The 20,990-nt window shown below is 58.2% G+C and carries 22 protein-coding genes; 5 read left to right on the top strand and 17 right to left on the bottom strand.

Features of this window, described 5'->3' with window-relative positions; translation table 11 throughout:
• The first annotated feature begins 96 nt into the window (after positions 1–96).
• From AACZ64_RS04190 to AACZ64_RS04180, 3 genes are all read left to right on the top strand, one after another.
• Positions 97–996: a DMT family transporter gene (locus tag AACZ64_RS04190; protein WP_293614638.1), complete on the top strand. Its 900-nt coding sequence runs from the start codon at positions 97–99 to the stop codon at positions 994–996.
• Between the two features lie 111 nt (positions 997–1,107).
• Positions 1,108–1,617, top strand: a complete 510-nt coding sequence (locus AACZ64_RS04185; protein WP_293614637.1) for a peptidylprolyl isomerase — start codon at positions 1,108–1,110, stop codon at positions 1,615–1,617.
• Between the two features lie 30 nt (positions 1,618–1,647).
• Positions 1,648–2,370 (top strand): UDP-2,3-diacylglucosamine diphosphatase, encoded by a 723-nt coding sequence (locus AACZ64_RS04180; RefSeq protein WP_293614636.1) that lies wholly within the window; start codon positions 1,648–1,650, stop codon positions 2,368–2,370.
• 28 nt (positions 2,371–2,398) lie between these two features.
• Here AACZ64_RS04180 and AACZ64_RS04175 read toward each other — a convergent pair whose 3' ends face one another.
• The 7 genes from AACZ64_RS04175 to AACZ64_RS04145 all read right to left on the bottom strand — a co-directional run bounded on the left by AACZ64_RS04175 (position 2,399) and on the right by AACZ64_RS04145 (position 9,423).
• Complete coding sequence (locus AACZ64_RS04175; RefSeq protein WP_293614635.1) at positions 2,399–3,595, bottom strand: ABC transporter permease; 1,197 nt, start codon at positions 3,593–3,595, stop codon at positions 2,399–2,401.
• Positions 3,592–4,836, bottom strand: coding sequence for an ABC transporter permease (locus tag AACZ64_RS04170; RefSeq protein ID WP_293614634.1), 1,245 nt, complete (start codon positions 4,834–4,836; stop codon positions 3,592–3,594). Before AACZ64_RS04170 ends, AACZ64_RS04175 begins: the two co-directional genes overlap by 4 nt.
• The gene (locus tag AACZ64_RS04165) at positions 4,775–5,479 is read right to left on the bottom strand and encodes an ABC transporter ATP-binding protein (RefSeq protein WP_293614633.1); all 705 of its coding nucleotides are present in this window, start codon (positions 5,477–5,479) and stop codon (positions 4,775–4,777) included. The genes AACZ64_RS04170 and AACZ64_RS04165 overlap by 62 nt, the downstream gene beginning before the upstream one ends.
• Entirely contained in the window at positions 5,472–6,614 is a 1,143-nt protein-coding gene (locus AACZ64_RS04160; RefSeq protein ID WP_339639721.1) for an efflux RND transporter periplasmic adaptor subunit, read from the bottom strand. Before AACZ64_RS04160 ends, AACZ64_RS04165 begins: the two co-directional genes overlap by 8 nt.
• Before the next feature lie 132 nt (positions 6,615–6,746).
• Positions 6,747–8,378 (bottom strand): tRNA-dihydrouridine synthase, encoded by a 1,632-nt coding sequence (locus tag AACZ64_RS04155; protein ID WP_293614631.1) that lies wholly within the window; start codon positions 8,376–8,378, stop codon positions 6,747–6,749.
• A gap of 76 nt (positions 8,379–8,454) precedes the next feature.
• On the bottom strand, positions 8,455–9,120 hold the full coding sequence (gene miaE, locus AACZ64_RS04150) for a tRNA isopentenyl-2-thiomethyl-A-37 hydroxylase MiaE (protein WP_293614630.1): 666 nt from the start codon (positions 9,118–9,120) through the stop codon (positions 8,455–8,457).
• A gap of 159 nt (positions 9,121–9,279) precedes the next feature.
• The gene (locus AACZ64_RS04145; protein ID WP_293614629.1) at positions 9,280–9,423 is read right to left on the bottom strand and encodes a hypothetical protein; all 144 of its coding nucleotides are present in this window, start codon (positions 9,421–9,423) and stop codon (positions 9,280–9,282) included.
• A 349-nt stretch (positions 9,424–9,772) separates the two neighbouring features.
• Here AACZ64_RS04145 and AACZ64_RS04140 point away from each other — a divergent pair, with 349 nt between their 5' ends.
• Positions 9,773–13,180, top strand: a complete 3,408-nt coding sequence (locus tag AACZ64_RS04140) for an ATP-binding protein (protein ID WP_293614628.1) — start codon at positions 9,773–9,775, stop codon at positions 13,178–13,180.
• Positions 13,181–13,193: 13 nt separating this feature from the next.
• Complete coding sequence (locus tag AACZ64_RS04135) at positions 13,194–14,132, top strand: response regulator transcription factor (RefSeq protein ID WP_293614627.1); 939 nt, start codon at positions 13,194–13,196, stop codon at positions 14,130–14,132.
• Here the strand turns inward: AACZ64_RS04135 and AACZ64_RS04130 are convergent.
• From AACZ64_RS04130 to urtD, 10 genes are all read right to left on the bottom strand, one after another.
• On the bottom strand, positions 14,129–14,332 hold the full coding sequence (locus AACZ64_RS04130) for a hypothetical protein (RefSeq protein WP_339639720.1): 204 nt from the start codon (positions 14,330–14,332) through the stop codon (positions 14,129–14,131). The two genes, AACZ64_RS04135 and AACZ64_RS04130, sit on opposite strands and share 4 nt — an antisense overlap.
• Before the next feature lie 31 nt (positions 14,333–14,363).
• Entirely contained in the window at positions 14,364–15,008 is a 645-nt protein-coding gene (gene ureG, locus AACZ64_RS04125) for an urease accessory protein UreG (protein WP_293614625.1), read from the bottom strand.
• 21 nt (positions 15,009–15,029) lie between these two features.
• Complete coding sequence (locus tag AACZ64_RS04120; protein WP_293614624.1) at positions 15,030–15,716, bottom strand: urease accessory UreF family protein; 687 nt, start codon at positions 15,714–15,716, stop codon at positions 15,030–15,032.
• The gene (gene ureE, locus AACZ64_RS04115; RefSeq protein ID WP_293614623.1) at positions 15,697–16,137 is read right to left on the bottom strand and encodes an urease accessory protein UreE; all 441 of its coding nucleotides are present in this window, start codon (positions 16,135–16,137) and stop codon (positions 15,697–15,699) included. The genes AACZ64_RS04120 and ureE overlap by 20 nt, the downstream gene beginning before the upstream one ends.
• Before the next feature lie 10 nt (positions 16,138–16,147).
• Positions 16,148–17,851, bottom strand: coding sequence for an urease subunit alpha (ureC, locus tag AACZ64_RS04110; RefSeq protein ID WP_339639719.1), 1,704 nt, complete (start codon positions 17,849–17,851; stop codon positions 16,148–16,150).
• 1 nt (position 17,852) lies between these two features.
• Positions 17,853–18,176: an urease subunit beta gene (locus AACZ64_RS04105; RefSeq protein ID WP_293614621.1), complete on the bottom strand. Its 324-nt coding sequence runs from the start codon at positions 18,174–18,176 to the stop codon at positions 17,853–17,855.
• 28 nt (positions 18,177–18,204) lie between these two features.
• On the bottom strand, positions 18,205–18,507 hold the full coding sequence (locus AACZ64_RS04100) for an urease subunit gamma (RefSeq protein WP_293614620.1): 303 nt from the start codon (positions 18,505–18,507) through the stop codon (positions 18,205–18,207).
• Between the two features lie 33 nt (positions 18,508–18,540).
• Entirely contained in the window at positions 18,541–19,365 is an 825-nt protein-coding gene (locus AACZ64_RS04095) for an urease accessory protein UreD (RefSeq protein ID WP_293614619.1), read from the bottom strand.
• Positions 19,366–19,450: 85 nt separating this feature from the next.
• Positions 19,451–20,146: an urea ABC transporter ATP-binding subunit UrtE gene (gene urtE, locus AACZ64_RS04090; RefSeq protein WP_293614618.1), complete on the bottom strand. Its 696-nt coding sequence runs from the start codon at positions 20,144–20,146 to the stop codon at positions 19,451–19,453.
• A gap of 22 nt (positions 20,147–20,168) precedes the next feature.
• Complete coding sequence (gene urtD / locus AACZ64_RS04085) at positions 20,169–20,972, bottom strand: urea ABC transporter ATP-binding protein UrtD (protein ID WP_293614738.1); 804 nt, start codon at positions 20,970–20,972, stop codon at positions 20,169–20,171.
• Positions 20,973–20,990: the final 18 nt, after the last annotated feature.

Raw genomic sequence — 20,990 nt, 5'->3', positions numbered from 1 at the left:
ACTGATCACCAACCGTCCGGGATTCTTCAGCTTCCGCCCTGTATGAATCCTCTGCAAAACACCAGAATCGAGCCGTGAGTTAACCCTATTCCTGCCATGCATCCCAATCTCCGAGCCATTCTCTACCTGCAGCTGTGCCTGATGTTTTTCCTGGTGGGCGACTCGGTGGCGAAGCGCCTGCTGGAAACAATACCCCTCGGCCAGATGATCTGCCTGCGCACCGCCGCTTCATTGCTGGTACTGACGGTGTTTATTCTGGCCACCGGCCGCCTGCGAACCCTGCATGTCAGCAAACCTGTGCACCAACTGTTGCGCAGCCTGTTCTTTACCGTGATCAGCCTCGGCTACTATGTGGCCATCAAACATTTTCCGATCAGTGCAGTGAGTGCCGCCACTGCGGGTGCACCAATCCTGATTTCGGCCATATCGCCACTGATTCTGAAGGAGCGGGCCAATGCCATTCAATGGCTGGCCACCATCACCGGTTTTATCGGTGTCTGCCTGGTGCTGAAACCGGACGTCAGCAATTCAGGCTGGCACTATCTGGCGCTGACGGTCCTGCCCCTGGCCTTTGCCATCATGATTCTCTGGTCGCGCTATCTGTCCCGCACCGAATCGGACTGGTCGATGAACTATTACATCTATATCCCACTTTTGCTGGCGGCATTTTTCTGGCAGCAGGAAGTCTGGATTGCCCTGGACAACAAAACGCTGCTGATGGTTCTGGTCTCCGGCAGCGGCGGAGCATTTGGTTTTATCATGATGGTGGCGGCCTACAGGGTCGGCAAGCCGGTGATCGTGGCACCGTTTCAGTACACGGCCATCATCATGGCGCTCGGCGTGGATATAATCTTCTGGCAGTTCTACCCCAATCTGGGCCTGTGGATCGGAATCAGCCTGATTCTGTTGTGTGCAGCGATACAGGGTTGGCAGGCCCGTATTGAGGAACCGGCGATCACCCCGCATCTGCGCCCGGAGGACACCCACACCCCCTGAATTTGCTGTGAAGCCCGGGCACTGCCGCCGGGCCGCTGCAAAGCGGTTTAAATTCAACCCTGAAAAACGTAATATACGCAGCTCTTTTGACAGTCACAGGGTTCACTACAGATGATTACACTGCACACAAATTACGGCGATGTCAGCCTTGAGCTGGATTTCGATAATGCGCCGGTTTCCTCCGCTAATTTTTTGCAGTACTGCCGCGACGGTTTCTATGAAGGAACTGTCTTCCATCGCGTCATTGACGGATTCATGATTCAGGGCGGTGGCATGACCGCCGATATGCAGAACAAACCCACCCGCGATCCCATTCAGAACGAGGCCGATAACGGTCTGGCCAATGAAACCGGCACCTTGGCGATGGCACGGACCAATGATCCCCATTCCGCCAGTTCACAGTTCTTCATCAACGTTTCCGACAACACTTTTCTCAACCACAGCGGCAAGAACCCCCAGGGTTGGGGCTATGCGGTATTTGCCCGGGTCACCGATGGCATGGATGTGGTCAACAAAATCAAGGGTGTGCCCACTGGCCGTCACGGCATGCATCAGGATGTGCCCAAGGATCCGGTGGAAATCCAGAAGGTCACCGTCAGCGATGCCTACGCGGATAAATAAGGCCGCTCCCGGCCACGGCAGGTGGTGCTGATGACCACACTGCTGATTTCCGATCTGCACCTCTCCCCAGAACGCCCGGCGGTAACCCGGGCGTTTTTTGCTTTTCTGGAAAAGCAGACCGACGACGTCGAGGCACTGTATATCCTCGGCGATCTGTTTGAGGCCTGGATCGGAGACGACGACCCCGCGCCACTGGCCCGCCAGGTGATTGCAGCGCTGAAAAAACTGTCCGATAGCGGTGTCAGTCTGTTCTTTACCCACGGCAATCGCGATTTCATGATCGGCAAACAATTCGCCCGGGAAAGCGGAGCCACCCTGCTGCCCGACCACCATCTGGCGGAGCTGGGCGGCCAGCGCGTGCTGCTTCTGCATGGCGATACCCTGTGTACCGGCGATGCCGACTATCAGAAATTTCGCCGCAAGTACCGCCATCCGCTGGTGAAATTTCTGTTGCGCCACCTGCCGCTCAAAAAACGTCAGAAGATGGCGGTGGAGTGGCGGCAGAAGAGCATGCGAGCCAACGCCAACAAGTCGGACAATATCATGGATGTGTCGGAGGAGACTGTGGCGCAACTGATGGCACAGTACCAGGTGAAACTGATGATTCACGGCCACACCCACCGCCCCTATCACCACCATATGGCCTTTGGTGAACGGCTGGTTCTGGGTGACTGGCATCAACGGGGCTGGTATATCCGCATCAAAGAAGACCACTCGCCGGAACTGATTTCCTTTCCCATCGAACAAAGCTGAGCCGGGAACCTATTCAGCCCTGAGCGCATCATTCAGCCCTGAGCGCATCAATAGGGCTGAGCCGGGTGGCGTTCAGCGCCGGTCGCACACCGGCCATCAGGCCGATCAGCATGGACATCAAAAGCGCCACCAATACGATTTCCCCCTTCAGGGCCACCGGCAGTCCCGGCACAAACAGCCGTACGCCCACCACCAGCAGGGCAATCACCAGCACACCGGCCAGCCCGCCCACCAACCCCAGCATTACCGCCTCACCCAGAAACAGGTTGCGAACCTGACTGCGGGTGCTACCCAGAGCCCGCAACAACCCCACCTCGGAGGTGCGTTCGGTCACGGTGATCATCAGGATGGTGGTGATGCCGACGGCTCCCACCAGCAGGGAAATCGCCCCCAGCCCGCCGCCGGCGTATTTCAGGATGCGCAGGATATTGTCCATGGTCGCCATCATCTGATCCTGGGTGACGATGGTGAAATCCTCGAAACCGTGGCGCTCGATCAACAGCCGCCTGATGTTTTCCGTGAGTCGCTCGGTGGGCACGGCGGGGCTGTAGAAAACGTCCACCTCCATGAGGCTTTCGCGGTTGAATATCTGCAGTCCCTTGTTGGCGGGGATATAGATCATGTCGTCCAGGTCGGCGCCGAGGAACTGCCCTTTGGGCGCCATGACGCCGATCACCCGGAAACGGTTGCCGCCAATGTGGACAAACTCTCCCAGGGGATTGTCACCGCCAAACAACTCCCGTTTCAGTTTGCTGCCCAGTACCGCAAAGGCCCGCGCCCGCTGAATGTCTTCCTGGGGCAGGAACGAACCCTGTGACACCTCCAGTTTCCAGGCCTTGTCCGCCAGGGCGCCAACGCCGGCCACGTCGGTGTAGCGGCTGCGCCCCACCGCCTTGATCTGCGCGGTACCGAACACCACCGGCACCACCTGTTCCACCCCCGGGATGCGCTTCAGCGCCTCGGAGTCCTCCAGCGACAGCGGACGGGTGGTGTTGAGGATACCGCCCATACCAAAGGTCTCGGTCTTGCCCGGGGTAATGGCGACGATATGGCTGCCGAACTGGGTAAACTCCTGGATCACGAATTGCCGCAGCCCCTCACCCAGAGAACTCAGCAGCACCATGGCGGCGATGCCGATGGCAAAACCGACAATGGTCAGCACGGATCGCAGACGCTGCATCCACAGGGCCCGGAAAATCCAGCGCAGGTAGTCGAGAAAATTCACAGGTTCTGTCCCCGCATGGCCAGCACCGGATCCAGAGCCGCCGCGCGCCGCGCCGGAATCAGCGAGAACACCAGTCCCGACAGCAGTGCCGTGGCCACTGCCGCGGGCACCGACCACCAGGGCGGCGCCAGGGGAAAGACCGGCCAGAGTCGGGCGACAATCAGCACAGCCCCCCAGGCCACGACAACACCGGCCACAGAGCCCAGGCTCACCAGCAGCAGGGATTCCCCGAGAAACAGCTGCCTCACCTGACGGCTGCTGCCGCCCAATGCTTTCAACAGACCGATTTCCCGGCGCCGCTGGCTGACGGAAATCAGGCTGATATTCATGATCAGGATGCCCGCCACCAGCAGGCTGACGGCCGCGATGGCGGCGATGGCCAGGGTCAGGGTGGTGAGGATATTGTTGAAGGCCGCGAGCATGGAGTCCTGGCTGATCAGGGTAACGTCATCCTCGCCTTCGTGGCGCTCGCGGATCACCCCGCGCACCCGCTCTTCAACTCGATCGAAATCGGCATTGGCATCCAGCTCCAGCAACACCCGGAACAGTCCCGGCGAGTTGAACATCTGTTCGGCGGTGCGCACCGGCACAATGATCATGTCCCGCAGATCCAGCCCCAGGGATTCGCCGCGCTCCTCCAGCACGCCGATCACCCGCATGCGGCGATCGCCCGCCCGCACCCACTCGCCGATGGCGCGGCGGTTGCCAAACAGCTCCCGTTTCAGCTTGGAACCCAGCACGCACACCGCCAGGGCCTCACTGCGTGCACGCTCCGGCAGAATTTTTCCCTGGGCCACATCCATCTTGCGCACCTGAAAGATAGCCGAAGTACTGCCCAACACGATCACCTCACGGGAGCGACTGCCCCGAGTCACCGGCGCAGTGCCGGCAATCACCGGCGCCACCGCCCTGATTGCCGGCAGGCGCTCCAGGGCCCGGGCATCTTCCAGGGTCAGGTCCCGGGGCGCGGCGCCGTAGATGGGTGGCGCGCCGCCGGTGGTTTCCTTGCGGCCGGGCAGAATGATCAGCAACTGATTGCCGAGTGCTGAGAATTCCCGGTCCACGTAGCGGCGGGCGCCTTCACCCAGGCTGGTGAGCATAATTACCGAGGCAACGCCCAGCCCCACCGCGAGCAATAGCAGCACGGTGCGCACCCGATGGCGCAAAAAGAGCTGACCGTTAAAGTGCAGTTGATCCAGCAGGCGCATTGCCGTCACCAGTGTCGGTTTCGATCTGACCATCCACCATGCGGATGCGCCGCAGGGCCCGCTTTCCGAGCTGGGCGTCGTGGGTCACCACCAGCAGGGTGATACCCTCGCGATTGAGGTTTTCCAGCACCTCCACCACCTCGGCACCAGACGCCTGATCCAGGTTGCCGGTGGGCTCGTCCGCCAACAGAATACGCGGTCTCATGACAATGGCCCGGGCGATGGCCACCCGCTGCAACTGTCCCCCGGAAAGCTGGTTGGGCCGGTGCCCGGCCCGATCCGCCAAACCCACCTGCTCCAGCACATCCAGCGCACTCTGGCGGCGTTTTTTGGGGGCAATGCCCGACAGCATCATGGGCAACTCGACATTTTCCAGAGTGGTCAGGCGGTTGATCAGGTGAAATGCCTGAAAGATGAAACCGACATAGTCGGCGCGCAACCGCGCCCGCAGCTCCTCGCCCAGTTCTTCCGTGGCGGTTCCCTCCAGACGATAGCTGCCGCTGTCCGGGCGATCCAGCAGGCCAACCATATTGAGCAGGGTGGACTTTCCCGAGCCGGAAGGCCCCATCACCGACAGGTACTCCCCGGCGTCAATGGTGATATTCACATCCCGCAGCGCCCGAAGCGGCGACTCACCCACCAGATAGGTCTTGTTGACGTCCTGCAGTTCAATCATTGGCCGTCCGGCCAGTTTTTGCCGGAGCGCCCGCTTCGACGCCCTCGCTGCCAATATTACTGACGATCAGCTCGCCCTCTTTCAACCCCTCCAGCACTTCGGTATAGCGCCAGTTGGTCAAACCCTTGCGAATCTGACGGCGTTGCAGAATACCCTCGTCGTCCACCACCAGCACATACTCGTCATCCACCACCAGTTCCGAGGGAATGCGCAGAGCGTTGTCGCCGCTGTCGAGAATGATTTCCATATCTGCGCTGTAACCGGCCAGCAATCTGACATCTTCCGGCAGTGGCTCCAGCTCCGCTTCCACTTCCACAGTGCGGGCCTGTTTTTCCTGATCGAGAATGTAGGGCGAGATGCGCCTTACGGTGGCGGGGAAAACCTGATCCCGGAAGGCATCCAGAGTGACTCGCACCGGTAGGCCCAGGGCGATATCCGAGGCGTCCACCTCGTCGATGGGCGCACTGATGTAGTGACAGTCATCGGTGAGCAGATCGATGGCCGGCGGCGTCATGACGCCCGGCGGAGACGGCGTGGCATATTCTCCCACCTCCCCGGTCACCTCGGCGACGGCACCTTCAAAGGGCGCCCGCAGGAAGGTCTGTTCCAGCACGGCAGCGGCGGCGGAAACTGCGGCGGCTGCCTGCACCACCCGAGCCTTGGCCGCCTCGCAACTGGCAGAACTGGCCTGGGCCCTGGATTCGGCCAGATCTGCCGACTCCTCGGACACCAGATTCCTTTCCGCCAGGTTAGTCAGTCGCCTCGCCTCGCGCAGATCGGATTGCGCGGAAATACAGATACTCTGGCGCTCCTGCTGGGCCGACAGCTCGGAGGCTTGCGCCACCTGTAATTGCGCCTCGCGATCCTTGTTCCACAGCACCATCAGCAGTTGCCCGGCCACAACCTGATCCCCCTCGTCCACCAGCAACCGGTCGATGCGCCCGCCAATGGACAGGGCCAGCCGGGAGCGCTGGCAGGCCTCGACGGTGCCGGCCCGGGTATTGGCCACAGTGCGCTCCACCACACCCCGCTCAACCGGGACAACTGTGACAGTGACCGGTTCAGGGCGTGACCAGTAATAAAAGAGCGCGGCAAGAACTGCCAGAACGACCAGCGTGATTAGGCTTTTTTTCATCCGCAACGTCCCATGCAAGTTGAAGTTACGCCAGGCATCATAAGCTTTGTTGTGCAGGATGCGCGTTGACCTGTATCGGCCAATCTGTAAAAAAATGATACCGCAAAAAAAACGGCCCGCAGGCCGTTTTGATTAGACTACTGAAGCACCGTCCATGAACGGGCCATCCACGCAGATTCTTCGACCGTCCGGGGCGGCACAGGCACCACAGAGGCCAACGCCGCATTTGGTCAGGTAATCAATGGCACTGAAGATTTGATCATCGCCACAGAACTCCCTTTCCACGGCCACAGCAGCGCGCACCATAGGGGACGGCCCGCAATTGTAGAAAATGAGGTTTTTTCGTTCTGACGGGGCCAACTGCTGTAAATACTCCCGCAGCAATTCGGTGACAAAACCGTGAAAGCCTTCACTGCCATCGTCAGTGGAAACATGCACCGGGGCAATCTTGCGGCATTCATCAAGAAAGTAGAGGCGCTCCGCGGTGCGTGCGCCGGTAAAAATTTCACTGTTGGGAAAATCCCGGGCCAGTTGGTAAACCGCTGCGAGACCGGTGCCGCCGCTGACGGTGACAATTTTGGCACCGGCCGGTGGGGCAACAGGAGTGCCGTGGGGGCCGCGCACATAAGCTTCAGTGCCGGGCTGCAGTGACATCAACTCGTGGGTAAACAACCCCACATCAATCACCGCCAGCGAGAAGGGGTCGTCGGTGAGAGCCGAGAACGGTTTTTCACCCACCCCCGGTATCCATAAAAAGACAAACTCACCAGCCTGTACATCCACCTTGCGGTCAAAGGTGAGGATGCAGATATCGTCCGTTACCCGCTCGTTGGACACCAGTATCACGGGGCGGAACTGCATATCCACATCGTAACGAATCATCTGCTCCGCAGCGTTGCTGCCCTGCGCCATGTCGCGCTCCAGGGTACGGAAGTACTCGCCCATTTCGTCGGTGGTCAGGCTAATCAGCGCGGAACCCACACCGACAATATCGGCACCGGCATCGCGGAAAGCCCGCACATCATCAGCACTGCTGACGCCGCCGCAACCGATGATGGGACAATCCACCGCCTCGGCCATTTCCCGCACGCATTTCAGGCCGATAGGCAGAACACCCTTACCGGACATGCCGCCGGAACCGTGACTCAGCACCGGATGGCCGTGGGACGAAGTGTAACCAGGCCCCACTGTATTGATCGCGCAGAGCGCATCGGCTCCACCGGCCACGGCTGCCCTGGCGATTTCAGCAATATTCGGTGTATTGGGTGTGAGCTTGGGGATCACCGGGATATCGACCACAGCTTTGACCGCTGCGGTGATCTGGCGGACCAGCTCGGGATCCTGGCCCATCGCCATGCCGTAACCCTTCGCGTGGGGACAGGACAGGTTCAGCTCCAGGCCATCGGATACCGGGGCGACAATTTTGGCTACCTCAACAAATTCTTCGACACTGCCGCCAAAAATGGAGGTGAGCAGGAAGCGATCTTCCGGCACCCGCAGGGTTGCCAACTGGGCAGCGAGCTGTTCGGCACCGGGATTGGTGAGTCCTACCGCATTCACGAAACAACCGGGCGCATACTGGCTGATCACGGGCTCCCGGTAACCGGACCTCGGGGTCAGACCGACACTCTTTGTCGTGATAACACCGACTTCGGGCATGGTGTCAAAAATACGCTGAATAATGGATGTGGCCGTGGTCACAATACCGGAAGGAATGGTGTACGGGGCGGTAATCTGCTTGGTAAGAAAGGGTACTTTTGACATTGACAGGGACTGACCTGAGAGAAATAAGGAAGGAGCTGAAGGATAAACGTCCTCGGGACTGAAATCCACCCGTCAACTACGCGAGAGTACCCATCGATACAACCTCGGACAACCCTCTGTCCGAGGTTACAGGCGCACCGGAATGAAAGCGGAACTCACTGTCCGGCGTTTCCACCAGAGACCGCTCTTCCCGCCGGAAAACAGCGAGACGATCGTTCACTTCTTTCGGACCACCAGCCTGGAGGGCGAGGTCGAGATAATCCCGATAGTGCCGTCCCTCGGAGGTGAGCAACGACTGGTAAAAATTTTGCAGCTCGGGATCCAGGAAGGGTGCCACTCTGGCAAAACGTTCACAGGAGCGGGCCTCGATAAAGGCACCGACAATCAGGGTATCCAGCAATTTCGCCGGTTCATGGGTGCGCACCCGTTGCCTCAACCCTGCAGCATAGCGGGATGCACTGATATTGCTGTATGGAATACCCCGCTTTTGCATGATGGCAATCACCTGCTCGAAATGGCGCATTTCCTCCCGGGCCAGCCGTGACATTTTGTTGAGCAGCTCAAAATGGTCGATGTAGCGGTAAATCAGGTTTAACGCCGTGCTGGCGGCTTTCTTCTCGCAGTTGGCATGATCTATCAGCAAAACAGCCTGATTTTCCGGCTTCACTGCTTCCTCGACCCAGCTATCGGGGGTCGGACAGGGTAAGAAAGCCTGAATTTCATCGAGCGCGGATACTGCCACAACAACGTGCCTTTGGTGTTTGAATCTGTAGCCCGCCGCGCAATTTGTGAAATTCCACCGGGTAATCTGTGAAACTATTGGGGCTGGGCATGGTGGATTTAAACTCTAATTAACCGACCGAACCGTACCACTTAATCTGTGAAATTTCACCAACACAGGTTAAACCTCAACAGAGTCCTGCGGTAACGTCAGCAGTACCTGACGAACCTCTCCGTCGAACACCAGCACCCGCTGGCCAGCGGTCCCGGGGCCTTTTACCCTGACGGAGTCGCCACCTTGGATGGTGGACAGTGACTGAGCCATCAGCGTTGTCTGGCAAGATTGTCACGACGACACCCTGTTCGTTGGCCACTTCCAACTTAGCTTAAAAACCACGAAATCTGAAACGGTGAGTTCTGGTCAGTGGTCGTCAAACCCTAAATACAAACCGTCCTCCCATCCAAATTCCCGCCTCCAGAATATGACCATATCGGACTGATGCTCATTGGCCTGATTTTTGCTTAATTTAATCAAGCCAGTTCAAATCAAGGTCCAAGCTGCTTGCGGCTCCTGCACAACGCACCGTTTTGGAGCGCCACGAGACCGGGGCATGGTAGCGGTGCGTTTCGATACCCCTTGTTCCTGCCCCAAACAGCTCAAGCGAGCGTAAACGATGCGCCCAGCACAACAGATCTTTCGCGTCCGCCGACACTACAATCAGTGGGTGGGCGACGAGACACTTGAGGACTATGCCCTGCGGTTTACGGCTGTGGGGGCAAGGCGCTGGAGTATTGACCATGTTGCCAAGACCGCCTTGGGGGCAACCGCCTTTCTCGCCCTGGAGGCCATCAGCGCCTCGGTGACCCTCAGTTACGGTTTCACCAATACCATTGCCGCCATGCTGACCGTGGCAGTGGTGATCTTTATCACCGGTTTGCACATTACCTACTACGCCGCCAAACACGGCCTCGATATCGACCTGCTGACCCGAGGCGCCGGATTTGGTTATCTGGGCTCCACCATTACTTCACTGATTTACGCTTCTTTTACCTTTATATTTTTTGCTATTGAGGCCGCCATCCTGGCTTCGGCGCTGCACGCACTACTGGGGATTCCCCCGGCAATTGGTTATATCATCTGCGCTCTGGCCGTTATTCCTATTGTCACCCACGGCATCAAAGCCATCAGCAAATTCCAGGTGGGCACCCAGTCCTTCTGGCTGCTGCTGCAATGTCTCGCCCTGGGTGTGGTCGCCTGGTATGAAATCGCGCAAGTGCATGACTGGACCCAATACACCCCGGCCAATCTTCCCGGGAGCGACCATCTCAACCTGATTCTCTTTGGCGGGGCCGCATCAATCTTTTTTGCCATGGTGGCGCAAATTGGCGAGCAGGTGGACTACCTGCGCTTTATGCCCAAAAAGACCCCTGAAAATCGTTTTCGGTGGTGGTTCTGGCTGGTGCTGGCGGGTCCCGGCTGGATTTTCATCGGCATTTTGAAGATGTTGTTCGGCTCGTTCCTGGCTTACCTCGCCATCAGCTCCAATGTACCCGCCGAACAAGCTGCCGATCCCACCTATATGTACCAGATGGTGTTTAACTATCTGACCGATTCCCCCACCCTGTCACTGATGCTTGCCGGATTGATGGTGATCGTCTCGCAGATGAAGATCAATGTCACCAACGCCTATGCCGGTTCCATCGCCTGGTCAAATTTCTTTTCCCGTCTCACCCACAGCCACCCGGGGCGGGTGGTGTGGCTGGTTTTTAATGTCACCATCGCCCTGATCCTGATGGAACTGGGTATTTACCGGGCACTGGAAAGCGTCCTGGGCGTGTTTGCCATTATTGCCATTAGCTGGCTAGGCTGCCTGTCTGCGGACCTGTTAATCAACAAGCCCCTCGGCCTTAGCCCATCGTATGTGGAGTTTAAACGGGCCCACCTCTACGACATCAATCCGGTGGGCACCGGCGCCATGCTGGCCGCCTCCATCATGGGTATTCTCTGCTATCTGGGTTTCTTCGGGGCGACGGTGAAGAACCTCGCCCATTTCATCAGCCTGGGAACCTGCTTTGTGCTGGTACCACTACTGGCCCTCCTGACCCGGAGCCGCTTCTATCTCGCCCGCCAATCATCCGGACTCATCGTCACCTTCAGCCCGGCAGAGTTGCCCGATATGCCGACGGCCTCTCCGGTAATACAGTGTTGTATCTGCGAAAACCCGTTCGAGCAGGAAGACATGAGTCACTGCCCCGCGTATCAGGGACCGATTTGTTCACTGTGCTGCTCCCTCGATGCACGCTGTCTGGACAGCTGCAAGCCAGATGCCCGCTTCTCCAAGCAATTGGTCGATTTTCTGCAGATATTCGTTCCCGAACGGGTTGCGCGCCTGGCGGAATCACGGCTGGGACGCTTCACGGCCACGTTGTTCTGCGTCAACAGCCTGCTGGCGGGCATCATGGCACTTGTCTATGCGCAAATGGCGCCGGTGACGAACACTCAGGCGTTATTGCTGGGCAACGCCCTGTGGACCCTGTTCTTTATCCTGCTGATCATTTCCGGTGTCATCACCTGGCTGTTTTTGCTCAACCACGAAAGCCGGGTGGTGGCACAACAGGAATCCAACCGCCAGACACGCTTGTTGCTGGATGAAATCGATGCTCACCAGGAAACAGATCGCGCCCTGCAACAGGCAAAAGAACAAGCGGAAAGCGCCAACAGCGCCAAAAGCCGCTACCTCACTGGCATCAGCCACGAACTGCGCACCCCGCTGCAGTCGATTCTCGGCTATGCCCAATTACTCAACAGCGACCAATCCATTGTTTTTAAACACCGCAACGCCCTGCAAATCATCAAGCGCAGCGGCGACTACCTCAACGACCTGATCGAAGGTCTGCTGGACATTTCCAAGATCGAGGCCGGCCGCCTGGATATCTACCGCAACCATGTCAAACTGCCGGAGCTGGTTGATCAGATGGTGGAAATGTTCCGCCCACAAGCCGAAGCCAAGGGCATCGAGTTCTTCCATCATATTCACAACAGCCTCCCCAAAACGGTCATTGCCGATGAGAAACGGTTGCGGCAAATACTCATCAACCTATTGTCCAACGCCGTCAAATACACCGAAAAAGGCCGGGTGGACCTCCACATCCACTACCGCAATCAGGTGGCGGAATTTTCCGTTATTGACACGGGAGTGGGCATTGATGGCAGGGATCTCGAGCGGATCCTGCAACCTTTTGAACGGGTCCGCAACAGCCACGTGCCAGTGGTCTCCGGCACCGGGCTCGGCCTGACCATCACCCGACTGCTCACCGATATCATGGGGGGAGACCTCAGTATCACCAGCACCCCCGGTCAGGGCAGCTGTTTCACCGTCTCATTAATGCTGTCCTGGGTGGACAGCGCTGCAGAGGAAATTCAGCCACAGCAAAATATCACCGGCTATCAGGGCAGCACACGCTCAGTATTGGTGGTGGACGACGAACCCATACACCGGGGACTGCTCTTTGACCTGCTTGTCCCCCTGGGCTTCAAAGTGCTGGAGGCCCAGGATGCCGAAACCTGCCTGGAAATGCTGGAAACCCTGGCCCCGGATCTGCTCCTGCTGGACGTCACCATGCCGGGCATGGATGGCCTCGAACTGGCTCACCAGTTGCGTAAACAGGGCCTGCAGGCACCTATTGTCATGCTCTCGGCGGATGCGCACGAACACCACCGCCACAGTTCCGATACCACCAACCACGATGCCTACCTGGTCAAGCCCGTCAGCAACCAGAAGTTGCTCGATACCCTGGCACTGTGCCTGAAACTGGAGTGGCGCACTGGCGAGGAATTGTTGCCGGAGACCAGAACCGTCAACCCCCCGCTGCTCGAACTGAATCTCGAGCAGCCACAACACCCCCTTTTCAAGGAGCTGCTTGCCTACGCCAAAATCGGCTACAAAAAAGGCGCCCACGAAAAACTGAATGAAATAAGATCCCACGCCATGATCGATCTCGACACGTTCAATGGCCTGCAACAGTTAATCCACAACATGCGTTTTGATCGGCTCATCGCGATAATGAAAACAACGGAATGATGGAAACAACGGAATGAACAGCACCCAGACCAGAACCAATCCGACCGACAACATCTTTTCCAGCGGCATCGTACTGGTGGTAGACGACAATCCGGATGCCCTCAGCCTGATTAATGACACCCTGGAGCAGGCCGGTATCAATGTGCTGGTCGCACTGGAGGGGCATCAGGCGCTGACCATTGCCAGACGCCTGCGACCGGACATGATTCTGCTGGATGCCCTGATGCCCCAAATGGACGGCTTCGAAACCTGCCGCCAACTCAAGGCGGACCCGCAATTATCGGGGATACCGGTGATCTTCATGACCGGCCTGACCGATACGGAAAGCGTCGTCAGAGGTTTGGAGGTCGGCGGAGTCGACTACCTCACCAAACCCGTCCGCCCCGAAGAAATGCTGGCAAGAATGAGGGTGCACCTTCTCAATGCCCGCCTCACCAACAGTGTCAGCCAGGCACTGGACTCCACCGGGCAGTTCCTGTTTACCGCAGACCACATGGGCCATGTTCTTTGGGCCACCCCGCAGACTTACGCCCTGTTCACCCGTGCTGGCGCCACCGATGAATGGCAGCAGCGACAACTGGCGGAGTTATTGCGCAACTGGCTGAGCCGTCGCCCCACAGCGGGACAGTGTTTAAAGCTGTCCCAGCTGGATACTGAATTGGTAGTGGAATTGGTAGAGCAGCGCGGCGATGCCGAACTGTTGTTAAAACTGTCTGATGAATCACAGCCTGCCGGTGAAAGTCTGCTGCGGGAAAAGCTGCACCTGACCCAGCGGGAAGCAGAAGTGTTGTACTGGGTCGCCAACGGCAAGGCCAACCGGGAAATAGGCGAAATCCTCGGCGTCAGCCCGCGCACCGTCAACAAGCACCTGGAACAGGTATTCCCAAAACTGGGCGTGGAAAACCGGACTGCGGCGGCAGGCATTGCCATCCGCCTCCTCAACCAGTATTAGAAACGGCCGTCTTTTTCCCTGTCCCTGGCATAAAACACCGCGGCGACCACACAGATGACCAGGCCACCCAGCATCCAGATCAGATGTTCCAGGTCGTGGCTCGCCCCATTGCCACCGTGACCGGGATGAGCCAGTGCCAGCGTGGCAAAAAAACTTAACAGCAGTGCAATAAACCTGTGAATAACTTTCTTGCTTTGCATCATTAGTCCCCTGTTTTTCTCTCTGTGAAAATTAAATAACCGCTTGGGCACGGGGCAGGCTTTTTTCGGCCAGCATCCCTTCCCGGACGATGAAATCGATCACATCACCCAGCCCCTCAACGGTCTTCAGGTTGGTAAACACAAAGGGCTTGTCACCGCGCATGGTGCGGGCATCCCGATCCATCACCGCCAGGGAGGCACCGACTAATGGGGCCAGGTCGGTCTTGTTGATGATCAGCAGGTCGGAACGGGTTATCCCAGGCCCTCCCTTGCGGGGAATCTTGTCACCGGCAGAGACGTCGATCACGTAGAGGGTCAGGTCCGACAACTCCGGGCTGAAGGTAGCGCTGAGGTTATCGCCACCGCTTTCGACAAAAATCACATCCAGGGCGCCATGGCGGGCCAGCAATTGGTCAATGGCCGCCAGATTCATGGAAGCATCTTCGCGAATGGCGGTGTGGGGGCAACCGCCGGTTTCTACCCCGACGATTCGGTCAGCACTGAGTGCTTCGTGGCGCGTGAGGAAATCTGCGTCCTCGCGAGTATAGATATCATTGGTAACCACGGCGATATCGTAGTGATCGCGCAGCGCCACACAGAGAGAGCGCAGTAGTGCAGTCTTGCCGGAGCCCACCGGACCGCCGACACCCACGCGCAGGGTTTGTTTTACTGTCATATTGATATCTCCTCTCTGATCTCAGGATCGGAATAAACGACTGTACTGGGTTTCGTGCCAACTGCTGGCAATGGCCAGCGCGGGCAGGCTGCCACCCAACTCATGGTCGTGTAAGATTTTTGCCAAATTGATCGCTTCAGGGACCTGTTGCTGTAACTCGCCGAGCAGCCGCTGGGCCTGACTCTGCCCCAACGGCACTAGTTTGGTGGCCGCCGCCACCTGATTTTCCAGCCAGGACCAGCACAATCCCAGGCAGGCACTATCAGGCGCTATCTGCCAGGCATGGCTGGCCAGGGCAAAAGCCGTCACAAAGCTGGCCTGCGGAACCTGAAGATCAACCGGCCAGCTGACCGGCACCTCAAGTTGACGCAGCAAGCGCAGCAGCGCCTCCCCCATGGCAGTATCCGTCAGTAACAATTCGCGGCTTTCCCGGCAGGCCAGCACAGTGCTGTTCCAATACGCCAGAGCCTCAGTGTCACGAGCCATCAATGCCGCCATGAGGCGCAACAGCAACGGCAGATCCACACGGGCCAGAGAATATTGCAGTTGCATGGACAGCCAATGACCAACCTCGTCGGCACTGCTCAGCCACTGATACTCTATGGCCGTTTCCAGCCCCTGTGAAAACGAGTAGCCTCCCACCGGCAGGCTGGCACTGCTCAATTGCAGCAGCCGCAGCAACCCGGCTTCAGTGGTGGTGATGGCCATGGGTGTAAGCTCCGGATTCCGGCACAAATACCGCCATTTCGTGCGTCAGGGTCAATCCCATCATCACCAGCATTTCCTCCAGCACATGATCCGGGGGTATACGCAACCAGCGATCACCGATCTGTAATTTCACATGACGATTGCCCAGGTGATAACAGGCCCGACTGAAGATAAACCAGTCATCACAGCGGGCGGTGGTCACCGGTTCCTCGGCCCCCGCCACCCTCAGGTAAGTGCCGCACTGACTGAGCAGTAACTCGCCAACCTGGAGGGGCTTGCCGCGCTCCAGGAAGATGCGCACTTCCCGGCCATTGCTGGCGGTGGTACGCAAGCGGCCCTTGTCCCGCTGCTCCTGCGTCAAAACCACTTCAGCTTCCGTTATTTGTTCACTATCGACGCCAAGTCGCTCATAGATATCCATCAGTTACCTCTTAAAACAGACAATAACGCTGGGCCAGTGGCAATTCGGTGGCCGGCTCGCAGGTCAATAATTCGCCATTCGCCCGCACTTCGTAGGTTTGTGGATCCACGGTGATGTTCGGCTGCCAGTCGTTCAACACCATATCGCCTTTACCGATGTTGCGGGTATTCCGGCACGCGACCAGACGGCGCTTTAACCCCAGAGATTCGGCGACACCGGCATCGAGGGCCGCCTGACTGGTAAAGGTCACAGCGGTGCGGGCCGGGGCCTGGCCAAAGCTGCCAAACATCGGGCGGTAATGCACCGGCTGGGGGGTCGGGATGGAGGCATTGGGATCGCCCATGGGAGCCGCGGCAATCATCCCGCCCTTGATGATCAGGGCCGGTTTGATGCCAAAAAAAGCCGGCTTCCACAGCACCAGGTCCGCCAGCTTGCCCACCTCGATAGAACCCACTTCATGGGCAATACCGTGGGCGATTGCAGGGTTAATGCTGTATTTGGCGATATAGCGTTTGACGCGGTAATTGTCGGCGCCAGCGGCGTCCTGCGGCAACGAACCGCGCTGCACTTTCATCTTGTGGGCCGTCTGCCAGGTGCGGGTGATCACCTCCCCCACCCGCCCCATGGCCTGGGAGTCGGAGGAGATCATGCTGAATGCACCGAGATCGTGGAGGATATCCTCGGCGGCAATGGTCTCCTTGCGAATACGGGAGTCGGCAAAGGCCACATCCTCCGGGATACTGGCATCCAGGTGATGGCAGACCATCAGCATATCCAGGTGCTCATCCACCGTATTCGCCGTGTACGGCCGGGTCGGGTTGGTCGAGGACGGCAGCACATTGGACAGTGCACAGGCCTTGATGATATCCGGTGCATGGCCGCCTCCTGCCCCTTCGGTGTGGTAGGTATGAATGGTGCGTCCCTTGAACGCTGCCAGGGTATCGTCGACAAAACCGGACTCATTCAGCGTGTCGGTGTGAATCGCCACCTGTACATCGTATCGCTCCGCCACGCCAAGGCAGGTGTCGATGGACGCGGGCGTGGTGCCCCAGTCCTCATGCAGTTTCAGGCCGCAGGCACCGGCTACCAGCTGCTCCTCCAGGGATTCAGGACGGCTGGCATTGCCCTTGCCGAGGAAACCCAGATTCATGGGCATGGCATCGGTGGCCTGCAGCATTTTGCCGATATACCAGGGACCAGGTGTGCAGGTAGTGGCATTGGTGCCGGTGGCGGGGCCGGTGCCACCACCGATCATGGTGGTGATGCCGGACATCAGTGCCTCTTCGATCTGCTGCGGGCAGATAAAGTGAATGTGCGCGTCGATGCCCCCCGCCGTGAGGATAGAGCCCTCGCCGGCAATCACCTCGGTGCCGGGTCCGATGACTATCTCCACCCCTTGCTGGATATCCGGGTTACCGGCCTTGCCAATAGCGGCGATACGGCCTTCCTTGATGCCCACATCCGCCTTGACGATGCCCCAGTGGTCGAGGATCAGGGCATTGGTAATCACCAGATCCACCGTATCGGCACTGGTTAGCTGGCTCTGCCCCATACCGTCCCGAATTACCTTGCCGCCACCGAATTTCACCTCGTCGCCATAACAGGTGTAATCCTTTTCCACTTCGATCCACAACTCGGTGTCGCCGAGCCGTACCCGGTCACCGGTGGTGGGACCGAACATCTGTGCATAACCCTGCCGATCCATGCGACTCATATCACTGCTCCCCACCACCATCGAGAGGCCCCATCACCTCACCACGGAAACCGTACACCTCGCGTTTACCTGCATAGGCCACCAACTCCACCTCCCGGGACTGCCCCGGTTCGAAGCGCACCGCGGTGCCCGAGGCAATATTGAGGTGAAAACCGCGCGCCCTGGGACGGTCGAACTTCAACGCCGGGTTGGTCTCGGCAAAGTGGTAATGGGAACCCACCTGCACCGGGCGATCGCCGGTATTTTCCACACTAAGGCTGAGAGTTACCCGGCCCTCATTAAGCAGAATATCGCCAGCGGCAACCTGAATTTCTCCGGGGATCATGCTGTTCTCCTGAGCAAAATAGCTTTCATCAGCCGATGGGGTTGTGCACGGTGACGAGCTTGGTGCCATCGGGAAACGTCGCCTCCACCTGCACCTCGTCAATCAGCTCTGCCACACCGTCCATCACCTGTTCGGCGTTGAGAATTTCGCGGCCATGGCTCATCAGCTCGGCGACCGTTCTGCCGTCGCGGGCGCCCTCCATAATCTCCATGGTGATCAGCGCCACCGCTTCCGGGTAGTTCAGTTTCAGGCCGCGGGCCAGCCGGCGCTCGGCCAGCAATGCGGCGGTGAACACCAGTAATTTGTCTTTTTCACGGGGTAACAGCTCCATAAGCGTCTCGTTAAAAATCAGATTTATGCAACATCAGGTGGACCAGATCCGTGGCGCACAGCCAGGTCGACCAATCAAGTGCGGGCGCAATCGCTGCCAAAGGGCAACGAACAGCCGGCGGGCCTGTTCAGAATTCGAGCCCAGGTAGCGGGCCAGTAAAAAACCGCCGACCACACTGACACCCACCAAACAAGCATTTTTCGGTTCAGCCAGAACCTCGCGACACTGGGCCAGCAACAGGTCATCCAGGGTCCGTTCGTCAAAAGGCCCCGCCACAAAAATGCCATTAATGGGTAGTCCCTGCATACCTGCCCGGCTGCCATACAATGCCGGGCTGTCCTCCGACAGCTGCAGCGCTTCTATCAGCAGTGGCCGACCTTCTCGGGAAATGATCAGTCGCTGCTGTAACTGGCCGCGATCAAAATCGACCCCACTGGCGGGCAACCCCAGAGATGTCACCTCCCAGCCCATAAAGTGGCTGTTTTCCCCAAGCTCCACCCGGGTTTCCAGGCATGCATTGGCGCCCCGATAGACAATATTTTCCAATGGCAACCACTCCAGGCTGGCACCATCCGCCACCACCAGATGGTTGCACTGTTGCTGCAGGGTACGATCAAAGCGGGCCCGGTAAACCCGTCCAGCGCCCGGGGTGGTAAACAGCGCCTTGGCCCCGGCCTCCACGGTGGCATCCAGTTGCAGAAGATCTCCGGATACCAGGCCGCCCGGTGGATGCAGCAAATAAATATGCGCGAGATCCGGCCCCTCCGGATAAAAAGGCTTCTGCACGTAGAGGGGGCCACGATGGCGACAGCGGCTCAGGCGCGAACCTCGGGACGTACAACTAATACGTAATTCCAACCGGGCGTGCCATCGGCTGTCAGGGGTATTTTCCCGGAGGGAACTGATTGGTATGACCAACGCATTCATGACAAAACGGTCCGTCTCAAACAGCCAGGTGTTGATTGATCAACTGGTTGCTCAGTCCATCCATGGCACCCGCCGCAACCACCCGGCCCTTTTCCATCAACCGGAACTCCTTGCCGACCCGGCGCGCAAAAGCCAGTTTCTGTTCCACCAGTACCACCGTCAGGCCCTCCTCTTCATTCAACTTCAGGATCACATCGCCAATCTGTTTGACGATGTTGGGCTGGATGCCCTCATTGGGCTCATCGAGAATCAGCAGTTTCGGCTCAATCACCAGTGCCCTTCCAATGGCCAGTTGTTGTTGCTGGCCGCCGGACAGGTCGCCGCCGCGACGGTGTAGCATGTCCGCCAACACGGGGAACAGCTCGAAGACCTTGTCGGGAATTTTCTTGCTGCGATCCTTGCGACAGGGCAACCCGGTGAGCAGGTTTTCCTCAACCGTCAGCAGCGGAAAAATATCCCGGCCCTGGGGCACATAACCAACCCCCAGATGTGCCCGACTTTCCGCGGGCTGACCCTGTATGGCCTGCCCCCGATAGCGAATATCCCCACTGCTGATGGGTAACAGCCCCATCAGGCACTTCAACAGGGTGGTTTTGCCAACACCGTTGCGGCCCATGATGCAGGTGCAAGATCCTTCGGCAATCTGCATATCCAGCTCCCAAAGGATCTGGGTACCGCCGTATTTTTGGTTCACTTTCTCAATGGCAATCATAGGTTGTGCTCCGCCATGGGACTCAGATTTCCTTACCCAGATAAACCTCGATAACATCGGGGTGATCCTGCACCTGATCCATGGTGCCCTCAGCCAGTACTGATCCCTGGTGCAACACTGTTACCGTGCGAGCGATACTGCGAACAAATTCCATATCGTGCTCCACCACAATCACCGTGCGCTCCCCCGCCAGAGAGGTCAGCAGCTCCGCAGTGTGCTCCGTCTCCTGCGCCGTCATACCCGCCACCGGCTCATCGATCAGCATCAGGCGCGGCTGAGATACCAGCAGCATGCCGATTTCCAGCCACTGCTTCTGACCGTGGGACAGTGCGCCCGCCGGCATACCGCGGTGGAAATTGAGGCCAATAATATTGATAACCTCGTCTATCCAGTCCCGCTGCTCCGACGTCAGGGTGGCAATCAAGGCAGGCCAAACACCTTTCTGGGTTTTCAGGGACAGCTCTAGATTGTGAAACACTGAATGTGCCTCAAACACAGTGGGCTTCTGGAATTTACGACCAATACCGAGCCTGGCGATCTCGGCTTCGGATTTCTCCAGCAGGTCAATTTTCTGACCAAAATACAGGGTACCGGCATCGCAGCGGGTTTTACCGGTGATCACATCCATCAATGTGGTTTTGCCTGCACCATTGGCGCCAATCAGGCAGCGCAATTCACCATCGTTGACATAGAGGTTGAGGTTGTTGAGCGCCTTGAAGCCATCAAAGGTGACACTCAGTCCCTCCACATACAGGATCACCTGATGGGACACATCGACCGGCCCTCTGCGCTGTGCCAGAAACGGCCATACTTCATCGGGCTTCATCAAATTCCGGGTTGCACT

The sequence above is a fragment of the uncultured Porticoccus sp. genome, assembly GCF_963975625.1.
Classification (GTDB): domain Bacteria; phylum Pseudomonadota; class Gammaproteobacteria; order Pseudomonadales; family Porticoccaceae; genus Porticoccus.
Note: the sequence above shows the minus strand (reverse complement) of the source record. Positions and strands in the feature narration are given on the sequence as shown.

Coding starts and splice junctions, on each gene's coding strand:
- AACZ64_RS04190 (WP_293614638.1), top strand. CDS start 97: ATGCATCCCAATCTCCGAGCCATTCTCTACCTGCAGCTGTGCCTGATG.
- AACZ64_RS04185 (WP_293614637.1), top strand. CDS start 1,108: ATGATTACACTGCACACAAATTACGGCGATGTCAGCCTTGAGCTGGAT.
- AACZ64_RS04180 (WP_293614636.1), top strand. CDS start 1,648: ATGACCACACTGCTGATTTCCGATCTGCACCTCTCCCCAGAACGCCCG.
- AACZ64_RS04170 (WP_293614634.1), bottom strand. CDS start 4,836: ATGGTCAGATCGAAACCGACACTGGTGACGGCAATGCGCCTGCTGGAT.
- AACZ64_RS04165 (WP_293614633.1), bottom strand. CDS start 5,479: ATGATTGAACTGCAGGACGTCAACAAGACCTATCTGGTGGGTGAGTCG.
- AACZ64_RS04160 (WP_339639721.1), bottom strand. CDS start 6,614: ATGAAAAAAAGCCTAATCACGCTGGTCGTTCTGGCAGTTCTTGCCGCG.
- AACZ64_RS04155 (WP_293614631.1), bottom strand. CDS start 8,378: ATGTCAAAAGTACCCTTTCTTACCAAGCAGATTACCGCCCCGTACACC.
- AACZ64_RS04145 (WP_293614629.1), bottom strand. CDS start 9,423: ATGGCTCAGTCACTGTCCACCATCCAAGGTGGCGACTCCGTCAGGGTA.
- AACZ64_RS04140 (WP_293614628.1), top strand. CDS start 9,773: ATGCGCCCAGCACAACAGATCTTTCGCGTCCGCCGACACTACAATCAG.
- AACZ64_RS04135 (WP_293614627.1), top strand. CDS start 13,194: ATGAACAGCACCCAGACCAGAACCAATCCGACCGACAACATCTTTTCC.
- AACZ64_RS04130 (WP_339639720.1), bottom strand. CDS start 14,332: ATGCAAAGCAAGAAAGTTATTCACAGGTTTATTGCACTGCTGTTAAGT.
- ureG (WP_293614625.1), bottom strand. CDS start 15,008: ATGACAGTAAAACAAACCCTGCGCGTGGGTGTCGGCGGTCCGGTGGGC.
- AACZ64_RS04120 (WP_293614624.1), bottom strand. CDS start 15,716: ATGGCCATCACCACCACTGAAGCCGGGTTGCTGCGGCTGCTGCAATTG.
- ureE (WP_293614623.1), bottom strand. CDS start 16,137: ATGGATATCTATGAGCGACTTGGCGTCGATAGTGAACAAATAACGGAA.
- ureC (WP_339639719.1), bottom strand. CDS start 17,851: ATGAGTCGCATGGATCGGCAGGGTTATGCACAGATGTTCGGTCCCACC.
- AACZ64_RS04105 (WP_293614621.1), bottom strand. CDS start 18,176: ATGATCCCCGGAGAAATTCAGGTTGCCGCTGGCGATATTCTGCTTAAT.
- AACZ64_RS04100 (WP_293614620.1), bottom strand. CDS start 18,507: ATGGAGCTGTTACCCCGTGAAAAAGACAAATTACTGGTGTTCACCGCC.
- urtE (WP_293614618.1), bottom strand. CDS start 20,146: ATGATTGCCATTGAGAAAGTGAACCAAAAATACGGCGGTACCCAGATC.
- urtD (WP_293614738.1), bottom strand. CDS start 20,972: ATGAAGCCCGATGAAGTATGGCCGTTTCTGGCACAGCGCAGAGGGCCG.